This is a genomic window from Sphingomonas sp. GW821-FHT10C01, assembly GCF_059415525.1.
In genome coordinates this window covers 113,480-129,236 of the sequence record NZ_JBWKNK010000004.1, presented here as the reverse complement: position 1 = coordinate 129,236, position 15,757 = coordinate 113,480, and the positions used below count along the sequence as shown (strand labels likewise).

Below are 15,757 nucleotides of genomic sequence, written 5' to 3'. Positions count from 1 at the left end.
GCGCGCAAAAGCGCCTAACGGCATTGGCAATGCCGATGCCCGCTCAACCCGATCTCGCCAGCCTCTCCCTCGCGGAGATCGCGCGGCTGGTGGACGAACAGAAGCTGCCGCCGGTCGCGAGCTGGAATCCCGAGCATTGCGGGCATAGCGACATGCGCATCGCGCGCGACGGCACCTGGTTTCATCAGGGATCGCCGATCGGACGCGCGGCGATGGTGCGACTCTTCTCCACGATCCTGCGCCGCGAGTCCGACGGGCGGCATGTGCTGGTCACCCCGGTCGAGAAGCTCGACATCGATGTCGAGGACGCGCCGTTCGTCGCGGTCGAGATGAAGATCGAGGGTGAGGGACCGGAGGCGGAGATCGCCTTCCGCCTCAACACCGGCGACCTGATCCCCGCCGGCCCGGATCACACGATCCGGTTCGAGGAGCGTGACGACGGCCCCCACCCCTATCTGCATGTCCGCGCCGGGCTGGAGGCGCTGATCGCGCGTTCGCTCTATTACGAGATCGCGGCGCTGGCGCTCGACAATGGCTCCAGCCCGCCCGGCATCTGGAGCCGCGGCGCCTTTTTCCCGATCGAGCCGGCATGACGCTTGCGGAGCGACTTCGCGTTGCGCTCGCCGCCGAGCATGCCCCGGTGCTGCTGTCGGGTGATCTGCGCGACGTGACGGCGGAGAGCGACGGCGTGCCGACGCCCGCCGCGGTGCTGGTCGCCGTCACCGACCGCCCCGCCCCCGGCGTGATCCTGACCCAGCGCACCGAGTCGCTGCGCCGCCATGCCGGGCAAATCGCCTTTCCGGGCGGCCGGATCGATCCCACCGACGCCGACGCCACCGCCGCCGCGCTGCGCGAGGCGTGCGAGGAGATCGGGCTTTCCCCGCAGGCGGTCGAGCTGGTCGGTGAGGCGGATACCTATCGGACGATCACCGGATTCGAGGTGCAGCCGGTAGTCGGCGTGATCGCCCCGGATCTTGTCTTCATACCGCAACCGGCCGAGGTGGCGGCGGTGTTCGAGGTTCCGCTGGACTTCGTGCTCGACCCCGCGAACCATGTCGAAACCAGCGTCGAATGGCAGGGGCGAGACCGGCATTATTATGAGATCGCATGGCAGGACTATCGGATCTGGGGGGCGACCGCGGCGATGCTGGTCAATCTGTCGCGGCGACTGAGGTGGATGCGATGATCCTTCCCGATGCCGCCTGGCGACACCAACCGGGCCTGGACCGGCTGGCCGCCGCGCTCGGCCCCGGCAATGCGCGGTTCGTGGGCGGCGCGGTGCGTGACACGCTGCTCGGCCTGCCCGTCACCGACGTCGATGTCGCGACGTCGCACGCGCCGGAACATGTCGTCGATCTTCTCGAAGCCGTCCGGATCAAGGTGGTCCCTACCGGTATCGCCCACGGCACCGTCACCGCGGTGAGCAGTGGCACGGTGGTCGAGGTGACGACATTGCGCCGCGACGTATCGACGGACGGTCGCCGCGCCACGGTCGCCTTCACCGACGACTGGCGCGAGGATGCCGCCCGGCGCGACTTCACGATCAATGCGCTCTACGCCGATCCGCAGACGGGCGAGATCTTCGACTATTTCGGCGGGCTTGCCGATCTCGAGAAGCGCCATATTCGCTTCATCGGCGATCCGTTGCAGCGCATCGCCGAGGATCATCTGCGCATCCTGCGCTTCTTCCGCTTCCTCGCGCGGTTCGGCGACACACCCGACCAGGCCGCGCTCGAAGCCTGCACCGAACGCGCCAACGATCTGATGGCGCTGTCCCGCGAACGCATTCGAGACGAGCTGCTCAAGCTGCTGGTCGCACCCGATGCGGTACGCGTGCTGCGCCTGATGGTCGAGCGCGGCATCCTGGTGCCGGTGATCCCCGAGATCGACATGATCGGAGTCGAACGGCTTACAGCGCTGGCGGACAATGAGGCCGTGGCGGGTATCGCGCCCGATCCGGTCCGCCGCCTCGCCGCGACGCTACCGGCGGATACGGCGGCCAACGACGCGGTGGGCGCACGGCTCAAGCTCTCCAACGCCGAACGTCAGGCGCTGGCCAGCGCGATTCGCCCGGATTTCGCGGAAGGGCCGAAGGCACTCGCTTACCGGCTCGGCGCCGATCGCGCCGTCGACCGCCTATTGCTGGCGAGCGATGTGGCCGGCGCGGTGGAAGCGGCAGCGTGGACTCCGCCGCGCCTGCCACTCAGCGGTGGCGCGCTGATCGGGCGCGGCCTTTCAAAGGGGCCGGATGTCGCAAAGGCGCTTCGTGTGATCGAGGATCGCTGGATCGCCGAGGGCTTCCCGGACGAGACCCGCGCGGGTCAGATCGCCGATGCAGTCGTTGCCGAATTGCTGTCGCGCGACAGCAGCGCATAAGCGTCCGCCGACACCAAGGGTCTCGCGTAGAGATAGCCTTGCCCATAGGTGCAGCCGAGCGCGGCGAGCGTCTGGGCAAGCTCGTTGGTCTCGACACCTTCCGCCGTGGTCCGCATCCCCAATGCTTGGGCAAGGCTGAGAATCGCGCGCACGATCGCGATCTTGTCACGGTCGGCCAGCATCCCGGTCACGAAACTGCGGTCGATCTTGAGCACGTCGATCGGCAGTTTCTGCAGATAGGCGAGGTTCGAATAGCCGGTGCCGAAATCGTCCATGGCCAGCGTGGTGCCGAGCGCCTTCAACGCATGCATGGTGCGGGCGATATGATCGGGATCGGTGACGAGAGCGCTTTCGGTGAGTTCCAGCGTGATCCGGCGACCGTCCACGCCATGGGCGAGAAGCACCGATTCGACCATCGGCGCGATCTGGTCGCGCTGTAGCTGGATCGCGGACAGGTTGACCGCGACATTGATCCCGCAATCGCCTCCGGCCATCGTATCCCATTGCGCGACCGTGCGTGCCGCCTCGTGCATCGCCCAGCGGCCAAGCGGAACGATCAGCCCCGATTCCTCCGCCACCGGGATGAAATCGTTCGGCGGAATCACGGTGCCGCCTTCGGTGGTCCAACGCGCCAGCGCTTCGAACGAGGTGATGCGGCCGGTGGCGAGATCGCAGATCGGCTGGAAACTCAGTGACAGACCGCCATTGTCGATCGCGCGGCGCAGCTCGGTCTCGATGCTGAACTGTTGCCGGGCAAGATCGAGCGCGAGCGTCTGGTAGATTTCGGTGCGTCCGCTCTTCTTCGCGCGCTTCATCGCGAACTGCGCGTTACGGATCAGTTCCTCGGCATCGGTGACCGTTTCATCGCCCACCGCGATACCGATCGAGCAATCGACGCGGATTTCGAAATCGGAAAGACGGAACGGCGTGGTCAGCGCATTCTGGATGCGCTTGGCGACATGAAAGGCGTCGCTGGTGCCTTCGTCGAGCGCGAGCTGGATCGCGAACTCGTCGCCGCCAGTGCGCGCCAATACGTCATGCGCGCGCAACGCGCCCTTCACGCGACGCGCGACCGAAATCAGGAGTTCGTCGCCCGAAAGTCCGCCCATGCACGCATTGACGCGGCTGAACCGGTCGAGGTTGATGATGAGCACAGCGAACTCGCTCATCCCGCCCCGCTCGATCTCCTCCTCCAGTCGCTCGGCAAAGCCGGCGCGATTGGGCAGGCCGGTGAGGCTGTCGCTGAGCATTTCGCGGCGCAGGCTGCGTTCGGTGCGAAGTTCGGATGTCTGGTCGATCAACGTGACCAGGCAGCGCCCGCTCGCCTTGCTGGAGGCGCGCCGGGCAAGCTTGACCCGGAAGCGACGGCAATCGACCGCGTCACCCAGCTCCCAGTTCATCTCCAGCTCGGTTGCGTCCGAATCGATGAACGCAACGATCTGTCCACCCAGCAGGCGGATCAGCGGCGATTGATCCGCGACCGTGCCAAGCCCCGCCAGCCGGAAAGGCCGGTTGACCGTCTCGAACGCGAAAACGCCTTCCTTCCACTCGACCACAGCGGCCGGGACAGGAAGCATGTTGAGGATTTGCGCGGCGCCACTCGGGCCGAGCAGGCGCACATCTTCACCCTCAACCGCAACGGAGGGGCGAACGGACTTGTCCTTGCGTCGGCGGGACAGCAGCATCACTGTGCATCGCTACCGCAATTTGGTTAAGAGCCACTAAAGGGCGACCGCTAAAAGCACCGGATTCAGAAGCGGTTATCGCGCGGGAAGCCAACCGGAGGCATCCGGCCCGCCGCACCACGCGCGGCCCGCCAGGGCGCGAGGTCGGTTTCGCTGCGTGTCCGCCCCTGTTCGCCCCCCATCCGCCAGCTCAAACCGTCGGCGAAGCGGAAGGTGATCGCATCGCTCAGCCCGCCGTCGCGGTAGCGCTGGAGCTGAACCCCCTGCCCGCGCGCCAGCTCGGCCAGCTCGGTCATCGGGAACACCACCAGCTTGCGGTTGTCCCCGATCGCCGCGACGTAATCGTCCTCGGGCTTCACCGGTTTGACCAGTTTGAGCAGGGCACCGGCGCGCGGCGTCACCACTTGCTTGCCCTTGCGGGTTTCGGCGATCACATCCTCGATCTTGACCAGGAAGCCGCGCCCGTCGGTGGCCGCGACCATCAGCTTGGCCGACGCGCTCGCCGGGAACAGCCCGACGATATTGGTGCCGCCGTCGAGGTCGATCAGCAACCGCACCGGCTCACCGAAACCGCGTCCGCCGGGAAGCTTGTCCGCCGCCAAGGTGTAGAACCGGCCATTCTCGGCCGCGAGCAGCAGCTTGTCCGTCGTCTGGGCATGGAAAGCGATGAACGGGCCGTCCCCCTCCTTGAACTTGGCGGTCTCGGCGCTCGCCAGTTCGGCATGCCCCTTCATCGCGCGGATCCAGCCGCGCTGCGACAGGATCACCGTGATCGGCTCGCGCTCGATCATCGCCTCGAGCGGGATTTCGCGCGCCGGCGCCGCTTCGGCCACCAAAGTGCGGCGCGCGCCCAGCACAGTCTCGGGACCATAACGGTCGCGGATCTTGACCAGATCGCGCTTCATCCGCGTGCGTTGGCGCGCATCGCTCGACAACAGCGCTTCCAACTCGGCCTGTTCCTTGGCCAACGCCTCGCGCTCCTTGCGCAGCTCCATTTCCTCGAGCTTGCGCAACGCGCGCAGGCGCATGTTGAGGATCGCCTCGGCCTGGCGATCGGTCAGCCCGAACTCTTCCATCATCACCGGCTTGGGCTCGTCCTCGGTGCGGATGATCTGGATCACCCGGTCGAGGTTGAGATAGGCGACGATATAGCCCTCGAGCAGTTCCATCCGGTCGGCGATCTTGTTCAGGCGATGCTCGGAGCGGCGGCGCAGAACGATGAACTGGTGATCGACCCAGGCGGACAGCGCCTGTTTGAGGCTCATCACCCGCGGCGTACGCGTATGATCGAGCACATTCAGGTTAAGCGAGATGCGCGTTTCAAGGTCGGAGAGGCGAAACAGACTCTCGATCAAGGTATCGGGATCGACCGTGCGCGCGCGCGGTTCGAGCACGATGCGGATCTCGGCATCCGATTCGTCCCGGACATCGGCGAGGATCGGCAGTTTCTTGTCGTTGATCAGGCTCGCGATCTGTTCGATCAGCTTGCCCTTCTGGACCCCGTAGGGGATTTCGGTGACGACGATCTGCCAGGTGCCGCGCCCCTGATCCTCCAACGCCCATTTGGCCCGGACACGGAAACCGCCGCGACCCGTGACATAGGATTCGCGGATCGCGGCAGGGCTGTCGACCACAATACCGCCGGTCGGGAAATCCGGTCCCTTCACCAGCTCCAGAATCTGTGCGTCGTCCGCATCGGGCTGGCCAATCAGCAGGATCGCGGCGTCGATCAGTTCGGCGGCGTTGTGCGGCGGGATGCTGGTCGCCATGCCGACCGCGATGCCGGCGGCGCCATTGGCGAGCAAATTGGGGAACAGGCCCGGGAACAGCTCCGGCTCATTCTCCTCGCCATTATAGGTCGGCTTGAACTCGACCGCATCCTCGTCGAGCCCGTCCATCAGGTCGATCGCGACCTGGGTCAGCCGCGCCTCGGTATAGCGGTAGGCCGCAGCGTTATCGCCGTCGATATTGCCGAAATTGCCCTGCCCATCGACCAGCGGATAGCGCAGCGCGAAGGTCTGGGCGAGGCGGACCATCGCGTCATAGACCGACTGGTCGCCATGCGGGTGGTATTTGCCGATCACGTCGCCGACGACGCGGGCGCATTTCTTGTACCCCTGGCTGGGATCGAGCCGCAGCAGCCGCATCGCCCAGAGCAGGCGGCGGTGCACCGGCTTCAAACCGTCGCGCACATCGGGAAGCGAGCGCGCGGTGATCGTCGACATCGCGTAGACGAGGTAGCGTTCGCTCAGCGCGCTATCGAACGGGGCATCGACGATCTGGTCAAACGGGTCGGAAAGGTCGGTCGGCATCACGGGGCGATAGCAGGGCCGCGAGCGCCTTGCGAGAGGGCGTCTGAGCCTGTTTCGTTCCGGCGCCGCGAAAAGCGCCTAGAGCGCATTTCCAAGCACACTATGCAGGCGGAACCAGCGCGCCATAGGGATCGTCGCCCAGCGACGCCCGAACATCGGCTAGCAACCAGTCGCGGAAGGCACGGATCTTGGGCAGGTTGCGCTTGGCCTCGGGATAGACCAGCCAGAAGCTGTTCCTATAATAGACCATGTCCGGCAGCACCTGCACCAGCCGGCCCTCGGCGATCGTCGATAGCCACATCGGCGGGGAGAGCATCGCAAGGCCATGCCCGGCAACCGCGGCGTTGCCGATATGCACCTGCGACTGGAAGTCGATGCCGGGCTGCGACGCTACGGTCGCATCACCGAACACCGCTTCGAACCACAGCTCCCACCAATTGTCGTCAGGCGACACGCGAGGCAAGCCGAGCAGGTCGGCGGGGGTGCGGATCGGCGGGTGGGCCGCGAGAAAATCCGGACTCGCCATCACCGTGAAGGGCATCCGCATCAGGAAATGCGAGACCAACCCCGGCCAGGGCCCATGCGCGCCGCGGATCGCGACATCGGCATCGCTGTTGGCGAGATCGATGATCGCATCGGTAACGAGCACCCGCACCGCAAGCTCGGGCTGGGCGACCTGAAACCTGCCCAGCCGCCTCGCCAGCCAATTGGTGGAGAAGGTGCCGGGCGCCGAAATGGTCATCACCGCCTCGTCCTCGGCACGCGCCGTGGCGAACGCGTCGGCCAGACCGTCCAGCGCCGCGCTTACCTGTGGGGCGATGCGTTCGCCCATCGGGGTCAGGACAACACCACGGCCACTCTTGCGGAACAAGGCGATCCCGAGCCGCTGTTCGAGCAGTTTGACCTGATTGCTCACCGCCGCCTGCGTCATCCCAAGCTCTTCGGCGGCGCGGGTGAAATTGCCGCGACGGGCGGCAGCCTCGAAAACGCGAACAGCGGCGAGTGGTGGAAGTTGGCGCATCGCCAATATATAATCTGTAATGATGAGTTGCGTCGATCCTTTTGTTGGTCCTTCGCAACGAAATTCGCCATCTCTGCTCCCGGGAACAGGCCATCGAACATTGGGAGTAAGACCATGAACGAACCCTATGCCGGCCGCTTCTGGGCGGAGAATCATCAGGCGCTGAGTGACGGGATCGACCGCTGTTTCAGGCGCATCGGCAAAGTGCTTCGGCGCATGATCGGCCGGGCCGTGCGGCCCGACCAGAGCGAAGAGGCGAGCAAGCGACCTTATTGCATCGGTTGACCCTGCCGGACCGCCGGATGACACCGATGATCCATAGCCATGAGTCATCGATAAAATGTGGCGAAAAAGAGGCATTGCCGAACACCCTCTAATGTGATGTTCTATCACTGCGCGATGAGTCGTGCATAGTGAGCGATGAAACGAGCATTACCGGAGAGGAGCAACGGCATGCGTTGGACATCGGGTTCGGCTTTACTGGTTCTGGCACTGGCGATTTCGGGCTGCGGCCCGGCGCCGCAGGGCGATCGCGGATCAACGTCGCAACAAGCGGCGCCGGACATGCAAAGAGAGCGGTCGACGGCGCAGGACACCACGGTGGAAGCGCTTGAAGCACCGGCCGGAGTCGCCGTAACCGCGGCGCCCGGCGTTGCCTTCAACTATCGCTATGCCTTCTCACTTCCGGCCGAGCGGATTTCCACCGCGCAGGAGGAACATGCCGCGGCATGCGAGAAACTAGGCATCGCGCGGTGCCGCATTACCGGCCTGCGCTACCAACTAATCGGCGAAGGCCGGGTCGAAGCGTTGCTGGCGTTCAAGCTCGACCCCAGCCTTGCCCGTCAGTTCGGCAAGGAGGGTATCGCGGCGATCCAGAAGGCCGAGGGCACGCTGATCGATGCGGAGATCACCGGCACCGATGCCGGCGCGGAAATCACCCGCCTCGCCGCCGACCGCGCACGTGCCCAGGAGGAGCTTGCCCGAATCGACCGCGAGCTTGCCCGCACCAACTTGCCCGCCAGCGAACGGGCCGAATTGCAACGCCAGCGCGCCGAGATCGCCCAGCGGATCGAGGCGGGCCGGGCGAGCAGCAGCGAGCAGCGCGAATCGCTCGCCAACACCCCGATGACCTTCGACTATCGATCGGGCCGGGCGGTGCGCGGTTTCGATGCGGGCGCGCCCCTGACCAGTTCGCTCGACCTGCTCGCCGCTTCGGCGCAGGCGACGCTCGCCTTCGTGCTCGGCGCGATCGCGGTGCTCGGCCCGCCCCTGCTGGTGCTGCTGATCGGGCTGTTCGCCTGGCGCTGGATCCGACCGCGATTCCCGCGCGCCAAGGCCAGCAAAACGGCCGCCGCCGCAACGGCCAGCGATTGATTGCGCGCCGAGCCGCGTTTCGATATAGGCTCGGCGCTCCAAGCCCCGGCGCCCGCGCGAACCCAAGCGCCGCCGGGGCACCGTGTTTCTGAAGGACCGCAGATACGATGGCACGCCGCCGCCAGATCTACGAGGGCAAGGCCAAGATCCTCTACGAGGGCCCCGAGCCCGGTACGCTGATCCAGTATTTCAAGGACGACGCGACCGCGTTCAACGCCCAGAAAAAGGGCACGATCAGCGGCAAGGGCGTGCTCAACAACCGGATCAGCGAGCACATCTTCACGCTGCTCGGCAATATCGGCATCCCGACTCACTTCATCCGCCGCCTCAACATGCGCGAGCAGCTGATCCGCCAGGTCGAGATCGTTCCGATCGAGGTCGTGGTGCGCAACGTCGTCGCCGGATCGCTGTCGAAGAAGCTGGGGATCGAGGAAGGCACCCAGCTGCCGCGCACCATCGTCGAATATTATTTCAAGGACGATGCGCTGGGCGACCCGATGGTCACCGACGAGCACATCCTGTGCTTTGGCTGGGCCAGCCAGGAAGAGCTGCACGACATGGCCGACATGGCGATCCGGGTGAACGACTTCATGTCGGGCCTGTTCGCTGGGATCGGCATCCGCCTGGTCGACTTCAAGCTCGAATTCGGGCGGATCTTCGACAACGACTATAGCCGCATCATCCTGGCCGACGAGATCAGCCCCGACGGCTGCCGCCTGTGGGACATGGCCAGCGGCGAAAAGCTGGACAAGGACCGGTTCCGTCGGGACCTGGGCGGCGAAGTCGAAGCCTATCAGGAAGTCGCACGCCGTCTCGGCTTGCTTCCCGAAGGCGCCGATTCGGCCGTGCTGGATCTGGAAAGCCACCGCAAGAAGCGGGGCAAGTAAGGAAAGCGTTCGCACCATGCCGGCCCCGTCGCAGCGAACGCGGACAGCGGCATGAGCGGCGTTGAGCTGGAAATCTGTGTCGAAGACACCGCCGGGGTCGCTGCCGCGATCGCCGGCGGAGCCGACCGCATCGAGCTCTGTTCGGCCTTGGCAGTCGGCGGACTCACGCCCTCGGCCGGGTTCGCCGGTTCCGCGCTGGACCTTGCGCACGCTGCCGGGGTCAAGGTCCATGCCATGGTCCGCCCGCGCGGCGGCGATTTCACCTATGGCCCGGAAGAGCTCGCGCTCGCCGTGACCGAGGCGCGCATGCTGATCGGCCAGGGGATCGACGGGCTGGTGTTCGGCGCGGTCCGCGACGGGCAACTCGATCGACCTGCGCTCGAGCACTGGGTTAAGGCGGTGCGCGCGAACAGCGCCACCGTCCGCCTGACGCTGCATCGCGCGATCGACCTGGTCGACGATCCCGCCGCCGCGGTCGATATCGCGATGGACCTCGGCTTCGACCGGATCCTGACCTCCGGCGGCGCGGTGAGCGCTCAACAGGGGGTAGAGACGCTTGCCCGAATGGTTGCGCGCGCCGCGGGCCGTTGCCGCATCATGGGCGGTGCCGGCGTGCGTCCGGACAATGCCGCGACGGTCCTTGCCGCGGGAATCCATGACCTGCACGGCTCGGCCAGCCGGGCGGGCGAGCCGCTCGCCCCGCGCTTGACCGCGCTCGGCTTCGGCTCCGCCCCGCGTCCGACGGACCCGGCTATCGTCCGCGCGCTCCGGGACATCATCGACAGCCACTGAAAGGCGCCTCCGACATGACCGACCCTGCCCCGCCCTTCCGCCCCTCGCGCCGGACGGTGCTGGGCGCCGCCGCCACGCTCGGCGTCGCGCCCGCCGCCGCCCAGGCCGGCGCCATCACCGGGCCGGCGACGATCGTGTCGACCTGGGACTTCGGCGCCGCGGCCAACCAGGCGGCGTTCGCGACGCTGTCGGCGGGCGGATCGATCCTGGACGCGGTCGAGGCTGGTGCGCGCGTGCCCGAGGCCGACCCCGCCAACCATTCGGTCGGCTATGGCGGCTATCCCGACCGTGAGGGACGCGTCACGCTCGATGCCGTGATCATGGACGATCGCGGCCGCGTTGGCGCGGTTGCCGCGCTCGAGGACGTGGTCCATGCCGTATCGGTGGCACGCGCGCTGATGGAGAAGACCCCGCACACCTTGCTGGTCGGCGAAGGCGCCTTCCAGTTCGCACTCGCCAACGGCTTCCCCCGGACCAAGCTGCTCACGCCCGAGGCCGAGACGGCATGGCGCGAGTGGCTCAAGACCTCACTCTACCAGCCCATCGCCAACAGCGAGAACTGGCGCACGCCCGGCGGCGCGCTCGACCACGACACGATCGGCATCCTCGGCCGCGACGCGGCGGGCAATCTCGCCGGCGCCTGCACCACGTCGGGCATGGCCTTCAAGATGCGCGGACGCGTCGGCGACAGCCCGCAGGTCGGGTCGGGCCTGTTCGTCGAGGCCGGTGTCGGCGCCGCCACCGCAACGGGGGTGGGAGAGGAAGTGACCCGCATCGCCGGCACCGCGCGCGTCGTCGCTTCGCTGCGCGCGGGCATGACAGCTCAGGCGGCATGCCAAGAGGCGGTGCGCCACATCGCCAGGTTGCGCGGTGATGCGGTCAAGGGCGTGCAGGTCGGCTTTCTCGCGATCGACCGCACCGGTGCCGTCGGCGCCTTCGCGCTGATGCCGGGCTTCACCTACGCCGTCACCGACGCGCAAGGCCGCACCGTCGTCCTTCCCGCGCCCAGCCTGGGGTAAGCAGCGCGCAGTTGGGGCGGGCGGCGATGGATTGCCGCGAACAGGTCGGGGGCCGCCGCTACCCCTTCGCCTTCAGCCCGGCGATGACCCCGAACACAAAGGCGCAGATCAGCGCCATCGTCGTCATCCCGTGCGGGTCGGTCCAGCCGAAATAGTCGCGGCCGAACGCCATCAGCACCACGAACAGGGCGATCGCAAGAAACCCCATCATACAACACTCCTCCGGTCGCGGTCCCCGCGGCCGCGACTCGGCAAGGCCGAGTGTCCCACTGCTAAGTAAATGACCGATGAAGCCTTGTGTTCTTGGGAGGTCGCGGCACCGGCCCGCTCCCCCACCCAGCCAACCAACGGCGGTATGATCTGGGTGACCGGGTGGGGGAGCGGGCCGGTGCCGGTTCGGCAAAGCCGAACACTGGGCTTGAACCCGCGCGCCACCCGGCCCATAGGGCGCGGCAAATCCCCGGAGGCAAAATCCATGAAGCTGCGCATCGTCGTCACCCTCAAGAACGGCGTGCTCGACCCGCAGGGCAAGGCCATCGAGCACGCGCTCGGTTCGCTCGGCTTTTCGGGCGTGGGCGAAGTCCGTGTCGGCAAGCTGATCGAGCTCGACGTCGCGGACGGCACCAGCGACGCGGACATCGACGCGATGTGCCAGAAGCTGCTCGCCAACACCGTCATCGAAAACTACCGGGTAGAGAAGCAATGAAGACCGCGGTCATCGTCTTTCCGGGCTCCAACTGCGACCGCGACCTCGCGGTGGCGCTGGAGAGCGTGACCGGAACCAAGCCGTACATGGTGTGGCATGGCGAGAGCGAGCTGCCCGACGGCCTCGGCCTGATCGCGCTGCCCGGCGGCTTTTCCTATGGCGACTATCTGCGCTGCGGCGCGATCGCGGCGCGTTCGCCGGTAGTGAAGGCGGTGGTCGCGGCGGCCGAGCGCGGCATGCCGGTGATCGGCGTCTGCAACGGCTTCCAGGTACTGACCGAGACCGGGCTGCTGCCCGGCGCGCTGATGCGCAACGAGGGCCTGAACTTCGTGTGCCGCGACGTCGACCTGACCGTCGACAACAGCCAGACCATCTTCACCAGCCGCTATGCCGCGGGCGAGACGCTCTCGATCCCGGTCGCACACCATGACGGCAATTACTTCGCCGACCAGGACACGCTCGACCGGCTCGAGGGCGAGGGGCGTGTGGCGTTCCGCTATGCCGGCGACGTCAACGGCAGCGCACGCCAGATCGCGGGCGTCGTCAATGCGGGCGGCAATGTGCTGGGGATGATGCCGCACCCCGAGCGCAAGATCGAAGCCGCGCATGGCGGCATCGACGGCCGGCGCCTGTTCGAGGGGCTGCTCGAAGCGGTTGCCTGATGCCGATGCCGAATAGCGGCACCGGCGGCATCGTCTGTGCGACCTGCCCGGTCGCCGAGCGGGCCATCTGTTCCGCCCTGTCGCCCGACGACCGCGTCGAGCTGGCCCGGATCGGGCATCATCGCCGCTATGCGCGGGGCGAGACGATCGTCGCGGCGGGCGACCCCAACACGATCTGCGCCACGCTGACCCGCGGTGCGGCCAAGATGTCCACCATCGATCGCGACGGTACCGAACGGATCGTCGCGCTGGTGCATCCGGCAGGGATGCTGGGCCAGATGTTCGCGCCGGCCGCGACGCTCCACGTCACCGCGCTCACCGACAGCGAAGCCTGCTTGTTTCCGCGCGGCCAGTTCGAGGCGCTGAGCGATGCCCGCCCCGCCCTTGCCCGCCGGTTGCTGAGTGAACTAGGCCGCGAGCTGGATGAGAGCCGGGCGCTGATCGACCTGATTTCGAAGCGCCAGGCCAAGGGACGGGTCGCGGCGCTGATCCTGGCCTTTGCCCGCGCCGCCAGTCCCGCGCCCTGCCATGACGAGACCGCATTCGAACTTCCGCTGACCCGTGGCGAAATGGCGCAATTGCTGGGCATCACCATCGAGACGGTGAGCCGTACGCTGACGGTGCTGGAGAAAGATGGAGCGATCCGGCGGGATGGCAGTCACCGCATCATCGTGCTGGACCGGGACATGCTCGACACACTCGCCGCCTGAGCGTGGAAAGTCCCAAAAGTCACGCTCCCACGCGCGCGCGAGTCCGACTGGCGGCAATCAATCGATCGACGGGTTCAAAGTGCGGCCGGGTTCCGGCAGCGGAATTGCAGCAGGCGGATTCCAACATTGCAACCCGCCTGTCGCATCAATCGCGCCCCGGACGTCAAACCAACGACCGGACCACCGCGAGGAACAGGCCCCAACCGATCAGCATCACCGGCATGATCAGCACCTGGACCATCGCGCCGCCGGCATCGAGACGACCGGTCTCGCACATCGCGCCTTCCGCCATGAATTCGTTCCAGCCGGGCTTGCGCCCTTCGCCCGGCGCAACCCGCGCCCACCAGCCAGGGACGATGAAGGCGGCGGCGAGAAAGATCGCGAAGATCGCGAAGGGAATGACCAGCCCTTTTTCCCCAAATGCCGCCCACATGATGCCGAGATAGGCGAAGAAGCCGCCGAACAGCGCGACATGGAGCGCGGGGTGAAGGTCGAAGACATGCTCGCCGCGATTACGGCGGAGCGGAACGGCATTGGCAAAGGCGTGCGCGTGATTGGGCATCTGCATCGTGGGTCTCCTTGTTCCCCCGATGGATGCACCCGCATGGCGGGATGCGCTTTGCGATCCGTCAAAGACCGGGCTAATTGAAAAAATCACCAAATAGGCACTTGCATGGCCGTTTCGATGCTGTCATAGACAGTATATGTTCACTGCGAACCTCCCTGCGCGACCGACCCACTGTCGACATTGACGGCCGCATCGCTGCGCCCGTCGATCAGGGTGTAGCTCAAGCGCGTTAGAGCGCCCGCCTTGGGAGCGGGAGGTTGCGGGTTCAAATCCTGTCACCCTGACCAACCCACAGAAATCAAAGCTTTCCAGCCGCCTTCAGGCGTGGCCGAACGCAATCCAGTGCGCGGCCGGACTGTGACTCCGGTGATAGCGGGTGCAAATCCCGTCGGTCACTCCTGAGGGCGGCACCCCGATCGCGCGATCGTTTCCGGGGGATGCAATGGGAAGGAAACGGGCCGTATGTCCGTAAAGCGCCGGATCGATTCCGGCGTCGAACTCACGCATATACAGAACCTATTTGGTACTATCTTCGCCCTACCCCGAACAGCTTGGTCGTGCGTGCGAGCAGCAGGATCGCGGTCGGCCAGAGCATCGTGTTCCACAGATCCTGCCAGTTGGCGGACGGCAGGATGCGCCGCCCCTCGGCCAGCGTATCCCAGATGTCCCACGCCTCCCCCGACAGCGCGGCGACAAGCGCGACGGCCCAGGGCTTCCAGCTGCGCAGTGGCCAGCGGAAGAGGAGCGCCACCGCGATGAAGATCGCGAGGCCGATATGGATGTGCAGCGCATCCCTGGCGAGGCCGGTGGCATCGACCAGCCACAGCTTGGCCGTCTGGAACACGCTGTCCTTCATTCAGACACGGGCACGGAACGGGGTGAAATCGGTACCTTCGTCATAGACGTCCACGCCCTCGCGCCGCTTGAGGAAGCCGACCACGGCATAGGTGACCGGCGTGAGCAGCACTTCCCAGCTCACCTTGAGCACCCACTGCGTCGCCAGCACCGTGAGGACAAGATCGTTGGTCCAGCCCGCCGCGCCCCAGAAGGCGAGCGGGTAGAAAATCAGGCTGTCCACCCCCTGGCCCGCAAAGGTCGAACCGATCGTGCGCGACCAGAGATGCTTGCCCTTGGTCCAGACCTTCATCTTGGCGAGGACGAAGGAGTTGACGAACTCGCCCGCCCAGAAGGCGATCATCGAAGCGAGGACGATGCGCGGCACCTGACCAAAGATCGTGTCGTACGCCGCCTGGTTGGTCCAGTCGGGCGCCGGCGGCAGCGCGACGACCACCCACGCCATGAATGCCATGAAGGCGGTCGCGACGAACCCAGCCCAGATCACGCGACGCGCCCGGGCATAGCCATAGACCTCGGTCAGCACGTCGCCGATGACGTAGGAGAGCGGGAAGAACAGGATGCCGGCACCGAACGGCCACCAGCCCGCATGCTCGAACGGCCAGATGCCGATGCCGGGCAGCCAGATCTGCGCGACCTTGCCCGCGCCAAGAACGTTGGAGAGGAGCAGGATCGCGACGAACGCCGCCATGACATAGTCATAATAGCGGAAATGCCCGCCCGCGACCTGGCCCGCGTTGATCCGTACCGGTGCCGCCTCGTCGCTCATCGCCCCGCCCCTTCGCTGCCG

The 15,757-nt window shown here is 66.4% G+C and carries 18 protein-coding genes and 2 tRNA genes; 13 read left to right on the top strand and 7 right to left on the bottom strand.

Annotation, left to right across the window (positions count from 1 at the left end):
* Positions 1 to 29: 29 nt before the first annotated feature.
* The 3 genes from AC07M1_RS16320 to AC07M1_RS16310 are packed head-to-tail and all read left to right on the top strand — an operon-like array spanning position 30 to position 2,376.
* Complete coding sequence (locus AC07M1_RS16320) at positions 30 to 593, top strand: DUF1285 domain-containing protein (RefSeq protein WP_495163681.1); 564 nt, start codon at positions 30 to 32, stop codon at positions 591 to 593.
* Positions 590 to 1,186 (top strand): CoA pyrophosphatase, encoded by a 597-nt coding sequence (locus AC07M1_RS16315; protein ID WP_495163680.1) that lies wholly within the window; start codon positions 590 to 592, stop codon positions 1,184 to 1,186. Before AC07M1_RS16320 ends, AC07M1_RS16315 begins: the two co-directional genes overlap by 4 nt.
* Positions 1,183 to 2,376: a CCA tRNA nucleotidyltransferase gene (locus AC07M1_RS16310; RefSeq protein WP_495163679.1), complete on the top strand. Its 1,194-nt coding sequence runs from the start codon at positions 1,183 to 1,185 to the stop codon at positions 2,374 to 2,376. Before AC07M1_RS16315 ends, AC07M1_RS16310 begins: the two co-directional genes overlap by 4 nt.
* Here the strand turns inward: AC07M1_RS16310 and AC07M1_RS16305 are convergent.
* The 3 genes from AC07M1_RS16305 to AC07M1_RS16295 form a co-directional block, all read right to left on the bottom strand.
* Positions 2,322 to 3,953, bottom strand: coding sequence for a putative bifunctional diguanylate cyclase/phosphodiesterase (locus AC07M1_RS16305; protein ID WP_495163678.1), 1,632 nt, complete (start codon positions 3,951 to 3,953; stop codon positions 2,322 to 2,324). The two genes, AC07M1_RS16310 and AC07M1_RS16305, sit on opposite strands and share 55 nt — an antisense overlap.
* A gap of 173 nt (positions 3,954 to 4,126) precedes the next feature.
* Positions 4,127 to 6,373 carry a DNA topoisomerase IV subunit A gene (gene parC, locus AC07M1_RS16300; protein ID WP_495163677.1) on the bottom strand — a complete coding sequence of 749 codons (2,247 nt, stop codon included), beginning with the start codon at positions 6,371 to 6,373 and terminating at the stop codon, positions 4,127 to 4,129.
* A 100-nt stretch (positions 6,374 to 6,473) separates the two neighbouring features.
* Positions 6,474 to 7,394 (bottom strand): LysR substrate-binding domain-containing protein, encoded by a 921-nt coding sequence (locus AC07M1_RS16295; protein WP_495163676.1) that lies wholly within the window; start codon positions 7,392 to 7,394, stop codon positions 6,474 to 6,476.
* A gap of 114 nt (positions 7,395 to 7,508) precedes the next feature.
* Between AC07M1_RS16295 and AC07M1_RS16290 the strand changes: the two genes are divergently transcribed.
* The 5 genes from AC07M1_RS16290 (at position 7,509) to AC07M1_RS16270 (ending at position 11,466) form a co-directional block, all read left to right on the top strand.
* Complete coding sequence (locus AC07M1_RS16290; RefSeq protein WP_495163675.1) at positions 7,509 to 7,679, top strand: hypothetical protein; 171 nt, start codon at positions 7,509 to 7,511, stop codon at positions 7,677 to 7,679.
* 168 nt (positions 7,680 to 7,847) lie between these two features.
* Entirely contained in the window at positions 7,848 to 8,768 is a 921-nt protein-coding gene (locus AC07M1_RS16285) for an HlyD family secretion protein (RefSeq protein WP_495163674.1), read from the top strand.
* 107 nt (positions 8,769 to 8,875) lie between these two features.
* Positions 8,876 to 9,655, top strand: a complete 780-nt coding sequence (gene purC, locus AC07M1_RS16280; RefSeq protein ID WP_495163673.1) for a phosphoribosylaminoimidazolesuccinocarboxamide synthase — start codon at positions 8,876 to 8,878, stop codon at positions 9,653 to 9,655.
* A gap of 51 nt (positions 9,656 to 9,706) precedes the next feature.
* Positions 9,707 to 10,447 (top strand): copper homeostasis protein CutC, encoded by a 741-nt coding sequence (locus AC07M1_RS16275; protein WP_495163672.1) that lies wholly within the window; start codon positions 9,707 to 9,709, stop codon positions 10,445 to 10,447.
* A gap of 14 nt (positions 10,448 to 10,461) precedes the next feature.
* Positions 10,462 to 11,466 (top strand): glycosylasparaginase, encoded by a 1,005-nt coding sequence (locus tag AC07M1_RS16270; protein ID WP_495163671.1) that lies wholly within the window; start codon positions 10,462 to 10,464, stop codon positions 11,464 to 11,466.
* Positions 11,467 to 11,524: 58 nt separating this feature from the next.
* Here AC07M1_RS16270 and AC07M1_RS16265 read toward each other — a convergent pair whose 3' ends face one another.
* Positions 11,525 to 11,677, bottom strand: a complete 153-nt coding sequence (locus tag AC07M1_RS16265; RefSeq protein WP_495163670.1) for a hypothetical protein — start codon at positions 11,675 to 11,677, stop codon at positions 11,525 to 11,527.
* Positions 11,678 to 11,941: 264 nt separating this feature from the next.
* Between AC07M1_RS16265 and purS the strand changes: the two genes are divergently transcribed.
* The 3 genes from purS to AC07M1_RS16250 are packed head-to-tail and all read left to right on the top strand — an operon-like array spanning position 11,942 to position 13,544.
* Complete coding sequence (gene purS / locus AC07M1_RS16260; RefSeq protein ID WP_265119011.1) at positions 11,942 to 12,172, top strand: phosphoribosylformylglycinamidine synthase subunit PurS; 231 nt, start codon at positions 11,942 to 11,944, stop codon at positions 12,170 to 12,172.
* Positions 12,169 to 12,834, top strand: a complete 666-nt coding sequence (gene purQ / locus AC07M1_RS16255; protein WP_495163669.1) for a phosphoribosylformylglycinamidine synthase subunit PurQ — start codon at positions 12,169 to 12,171, stop codon at positions 12,832 to 12,834. Before purS ends, purQ begins: the two co-directional genes overlap by 4 nt.
* Positions 12,834 to 13,544 (top strand): Crp/Fnr family transcriptional regulator, encoded by a 711-nt coding sequence (locus AC07M1_RS16250; protein WP_495163668.1) that lies wholly within the window; start codon positions 12,834 to 12,836, stop codon positions 13,542 to 13,544. Before purQ ends, AC07M1_RS16250 begins: the two co-directional genes overlap by 1 nt.
* Positions 13,545 to 13,707: 163 nt before the next feature.
* On the opposite strand, the gene AC07M1_RS16245 is transcribed toward AC07M1_RS16250, so the two are convergent.
* Positions 13,708 to 14,112, bottom strand: a complete 405-nt coding sequence (locus tag AC07M1_RS16245; RefSeq protein WP_495163667.1) for a hypothetical protein — start codon at positions 14,110 to 14,112, stop codon at positions 13,708 to 13,710.
* Between the two features lie 209 nt (positions 14,113 to 14,321).
* Between AC07M1_RS16245 and AC07M1_RS16240 the strand changes: the two genes are divergently transcribed.
* A tRNA-Pro gene (locus AC07M1_RS16240) sits at positions 14,322 to 14,399 on the top strand.
* Between the two features lie 37 nt (positions 14,400 to 14,436).
* Positions 14,437 to 14,509, top strand: a tRNA-His gene (locus AC07M1_RS16235).
* 129 nt (positions 14,510 to 14,638) lie between these two features.
* On the opposite strand, the gene AC07M1_RS16230 is transcribed toward AC07M1_RS16235, so the two are convergent.
* Both AC07M1_RS16230 and AC07M1_RS16225 read right to left on the bottom strand, forming a co-directional pair.
* Complete coding sequence (locus AC07M1_RS16230; RefSeq protein ID WP_495163666.1) at positions 14,639 to 14,968, bottom strand: hypothetical protein; 330 nt, start codon at positions 14,966 to 14,968, stop codon at positions 14,639 to 14,641.
* Positions 14,969 to 15,736: a queuosine precursor transporter gene (locus tag AC07M1_RS16225; protein WP_495163665.1), complete on the bottom strand. Its 768-nt coding sequence runs from the start codon at positions 15,734 to 15,736 to the stop codon at positions 14,969 to 14,971. It lies immediately after the preceding gene.
* Positions 15,737 to 15,757: the final 21 nt, after the last annotated feature.

Bases quoted from the DNA above. Each gene is read 5' to 3' on its own strand.
- AC07M1_RS16275 (WP_495163672.1), top strand. From the start codon at position 9,707: ATGAGCGGCGTTGAGCTGGAAATCTGTGTCGAAGACACCGCCGGGGTC.
- AC07M1_RS16310 (WP_495163679.1), top strand. From the start codon at position 1,183: ATGATCCTTCCCGATGCCGCCTGGCGACACCAACCGGGCCTGGACCGG.
- purC (WP_495163673.1), top strand. From the start codon at position 8,876: ATGGCACGCCGCCGCCAGATCTACGAGGGCAAGGCCAAGATCCTCTAC.
- purQ (WP_495163669.1), top strand. From the start codon at position 12,169: ATGAAGACCGCGGTCATCGTCTTTCCGGGCTCCAACTGCGACCGCGAC.
- AC07M1_RS16320 (WP_495163681.1), top strand. From the start codon at position 30: ATGCCGATGCCCGCTCAACCCGATCTCGCCAGCCTCTCCCTCGCGGAG.
- AC07M1_RS16290 (WP_495163675.1), top strand. From the start codon at position 7,509: ATGAACGAACCCTATGCCGGCCGCTTCTGGGCGGAGAATCATCAGGCG.
- AC07M1_RS16270 (WP_495163671.1), top strand. From the start codon at position 10,462: ATGACCGACCCTGCCCCGCCCTTCCGCCCCTCGCGCCGGACGGTGCTG.
- parC (WP_495163677.1), bottom strand. From the start codon at position 6,373: ATGCCGACCGACCTTTCCGACCCGTTTGACCAGATCGTCGATGCCCCG.
- AC07M1_RS16285 (WP_495163674.1), top strand. From the start codon at position 7,848: ATGCGTTGGACATCGGGTTCGGCTTTACTGGTTCTGGCACTGGCGATT.
- purS (WP_265119011.1), top strand. From the start codon at position 11,942: ATGAAGCTGCGCATCGTCGTCACCCTCAAGAACGGCGTGCTCGACCCG.
- AC07M1_RS16250 (WP_495163668.1), top strand. From the start codon at position 12,834: ATGCCGATGCCGAATAGCGGCACCGGCGGCATCGTCTGTGCGACCTGC.
- AC07M1_RS16245 (WP_495163667.1), bottom strand. From the start codon at position 14,112: ATGCAGATGCCCAATCACGCGCACGCCTTTGCCAATGCCGTTCCGCTC.
- AC07M1_RS16225 (WP_495163665.1), bottom strand. From the start codon at position 15,736: ATGAGCGACGAGGCGGCACCGGTACGGATCAACGCGGGCCAGGTCGCG.
- AC07M1_RS16265 (WP_495163670.1), bottom strand. From the start codon at position 11,677: ATGATGGGGTTTCTTGCGATCGCCCTGTTCGTGGTGCTGATGGCGTTC.
- AC07M1_RS16305 (WP_495163678.1), bottom strand. From the start codon at position 3,953: ATGCTTCCTGTCCCGGCCGCTGTGGTCGAGTGGAAGGAAGGCGTTTTC.
- AC07M1_RS16295 (WP_495163676.1), bottom strand. From the start codon at position 7,394: ATGCGCCAACTTCCACCACTCGCCGCTGTTCGCGTTTTCGAGGCTGCC.
- AC07M1_RS16230 (WP_495163666.1), bottom strand. From the start codon at position 14,968: ATGAAGGACAGCGTGTTCCAGACGGCCAAGCTGTGGCTGGTCGATGCC.
- AC07M1_RS16315 (WP_495163680.1), top strand. From the start codon at position 590: ATGACGCTTGCGGAGCGACTTCGCGTTGCGCTCGCCGCCGAGCATGCC.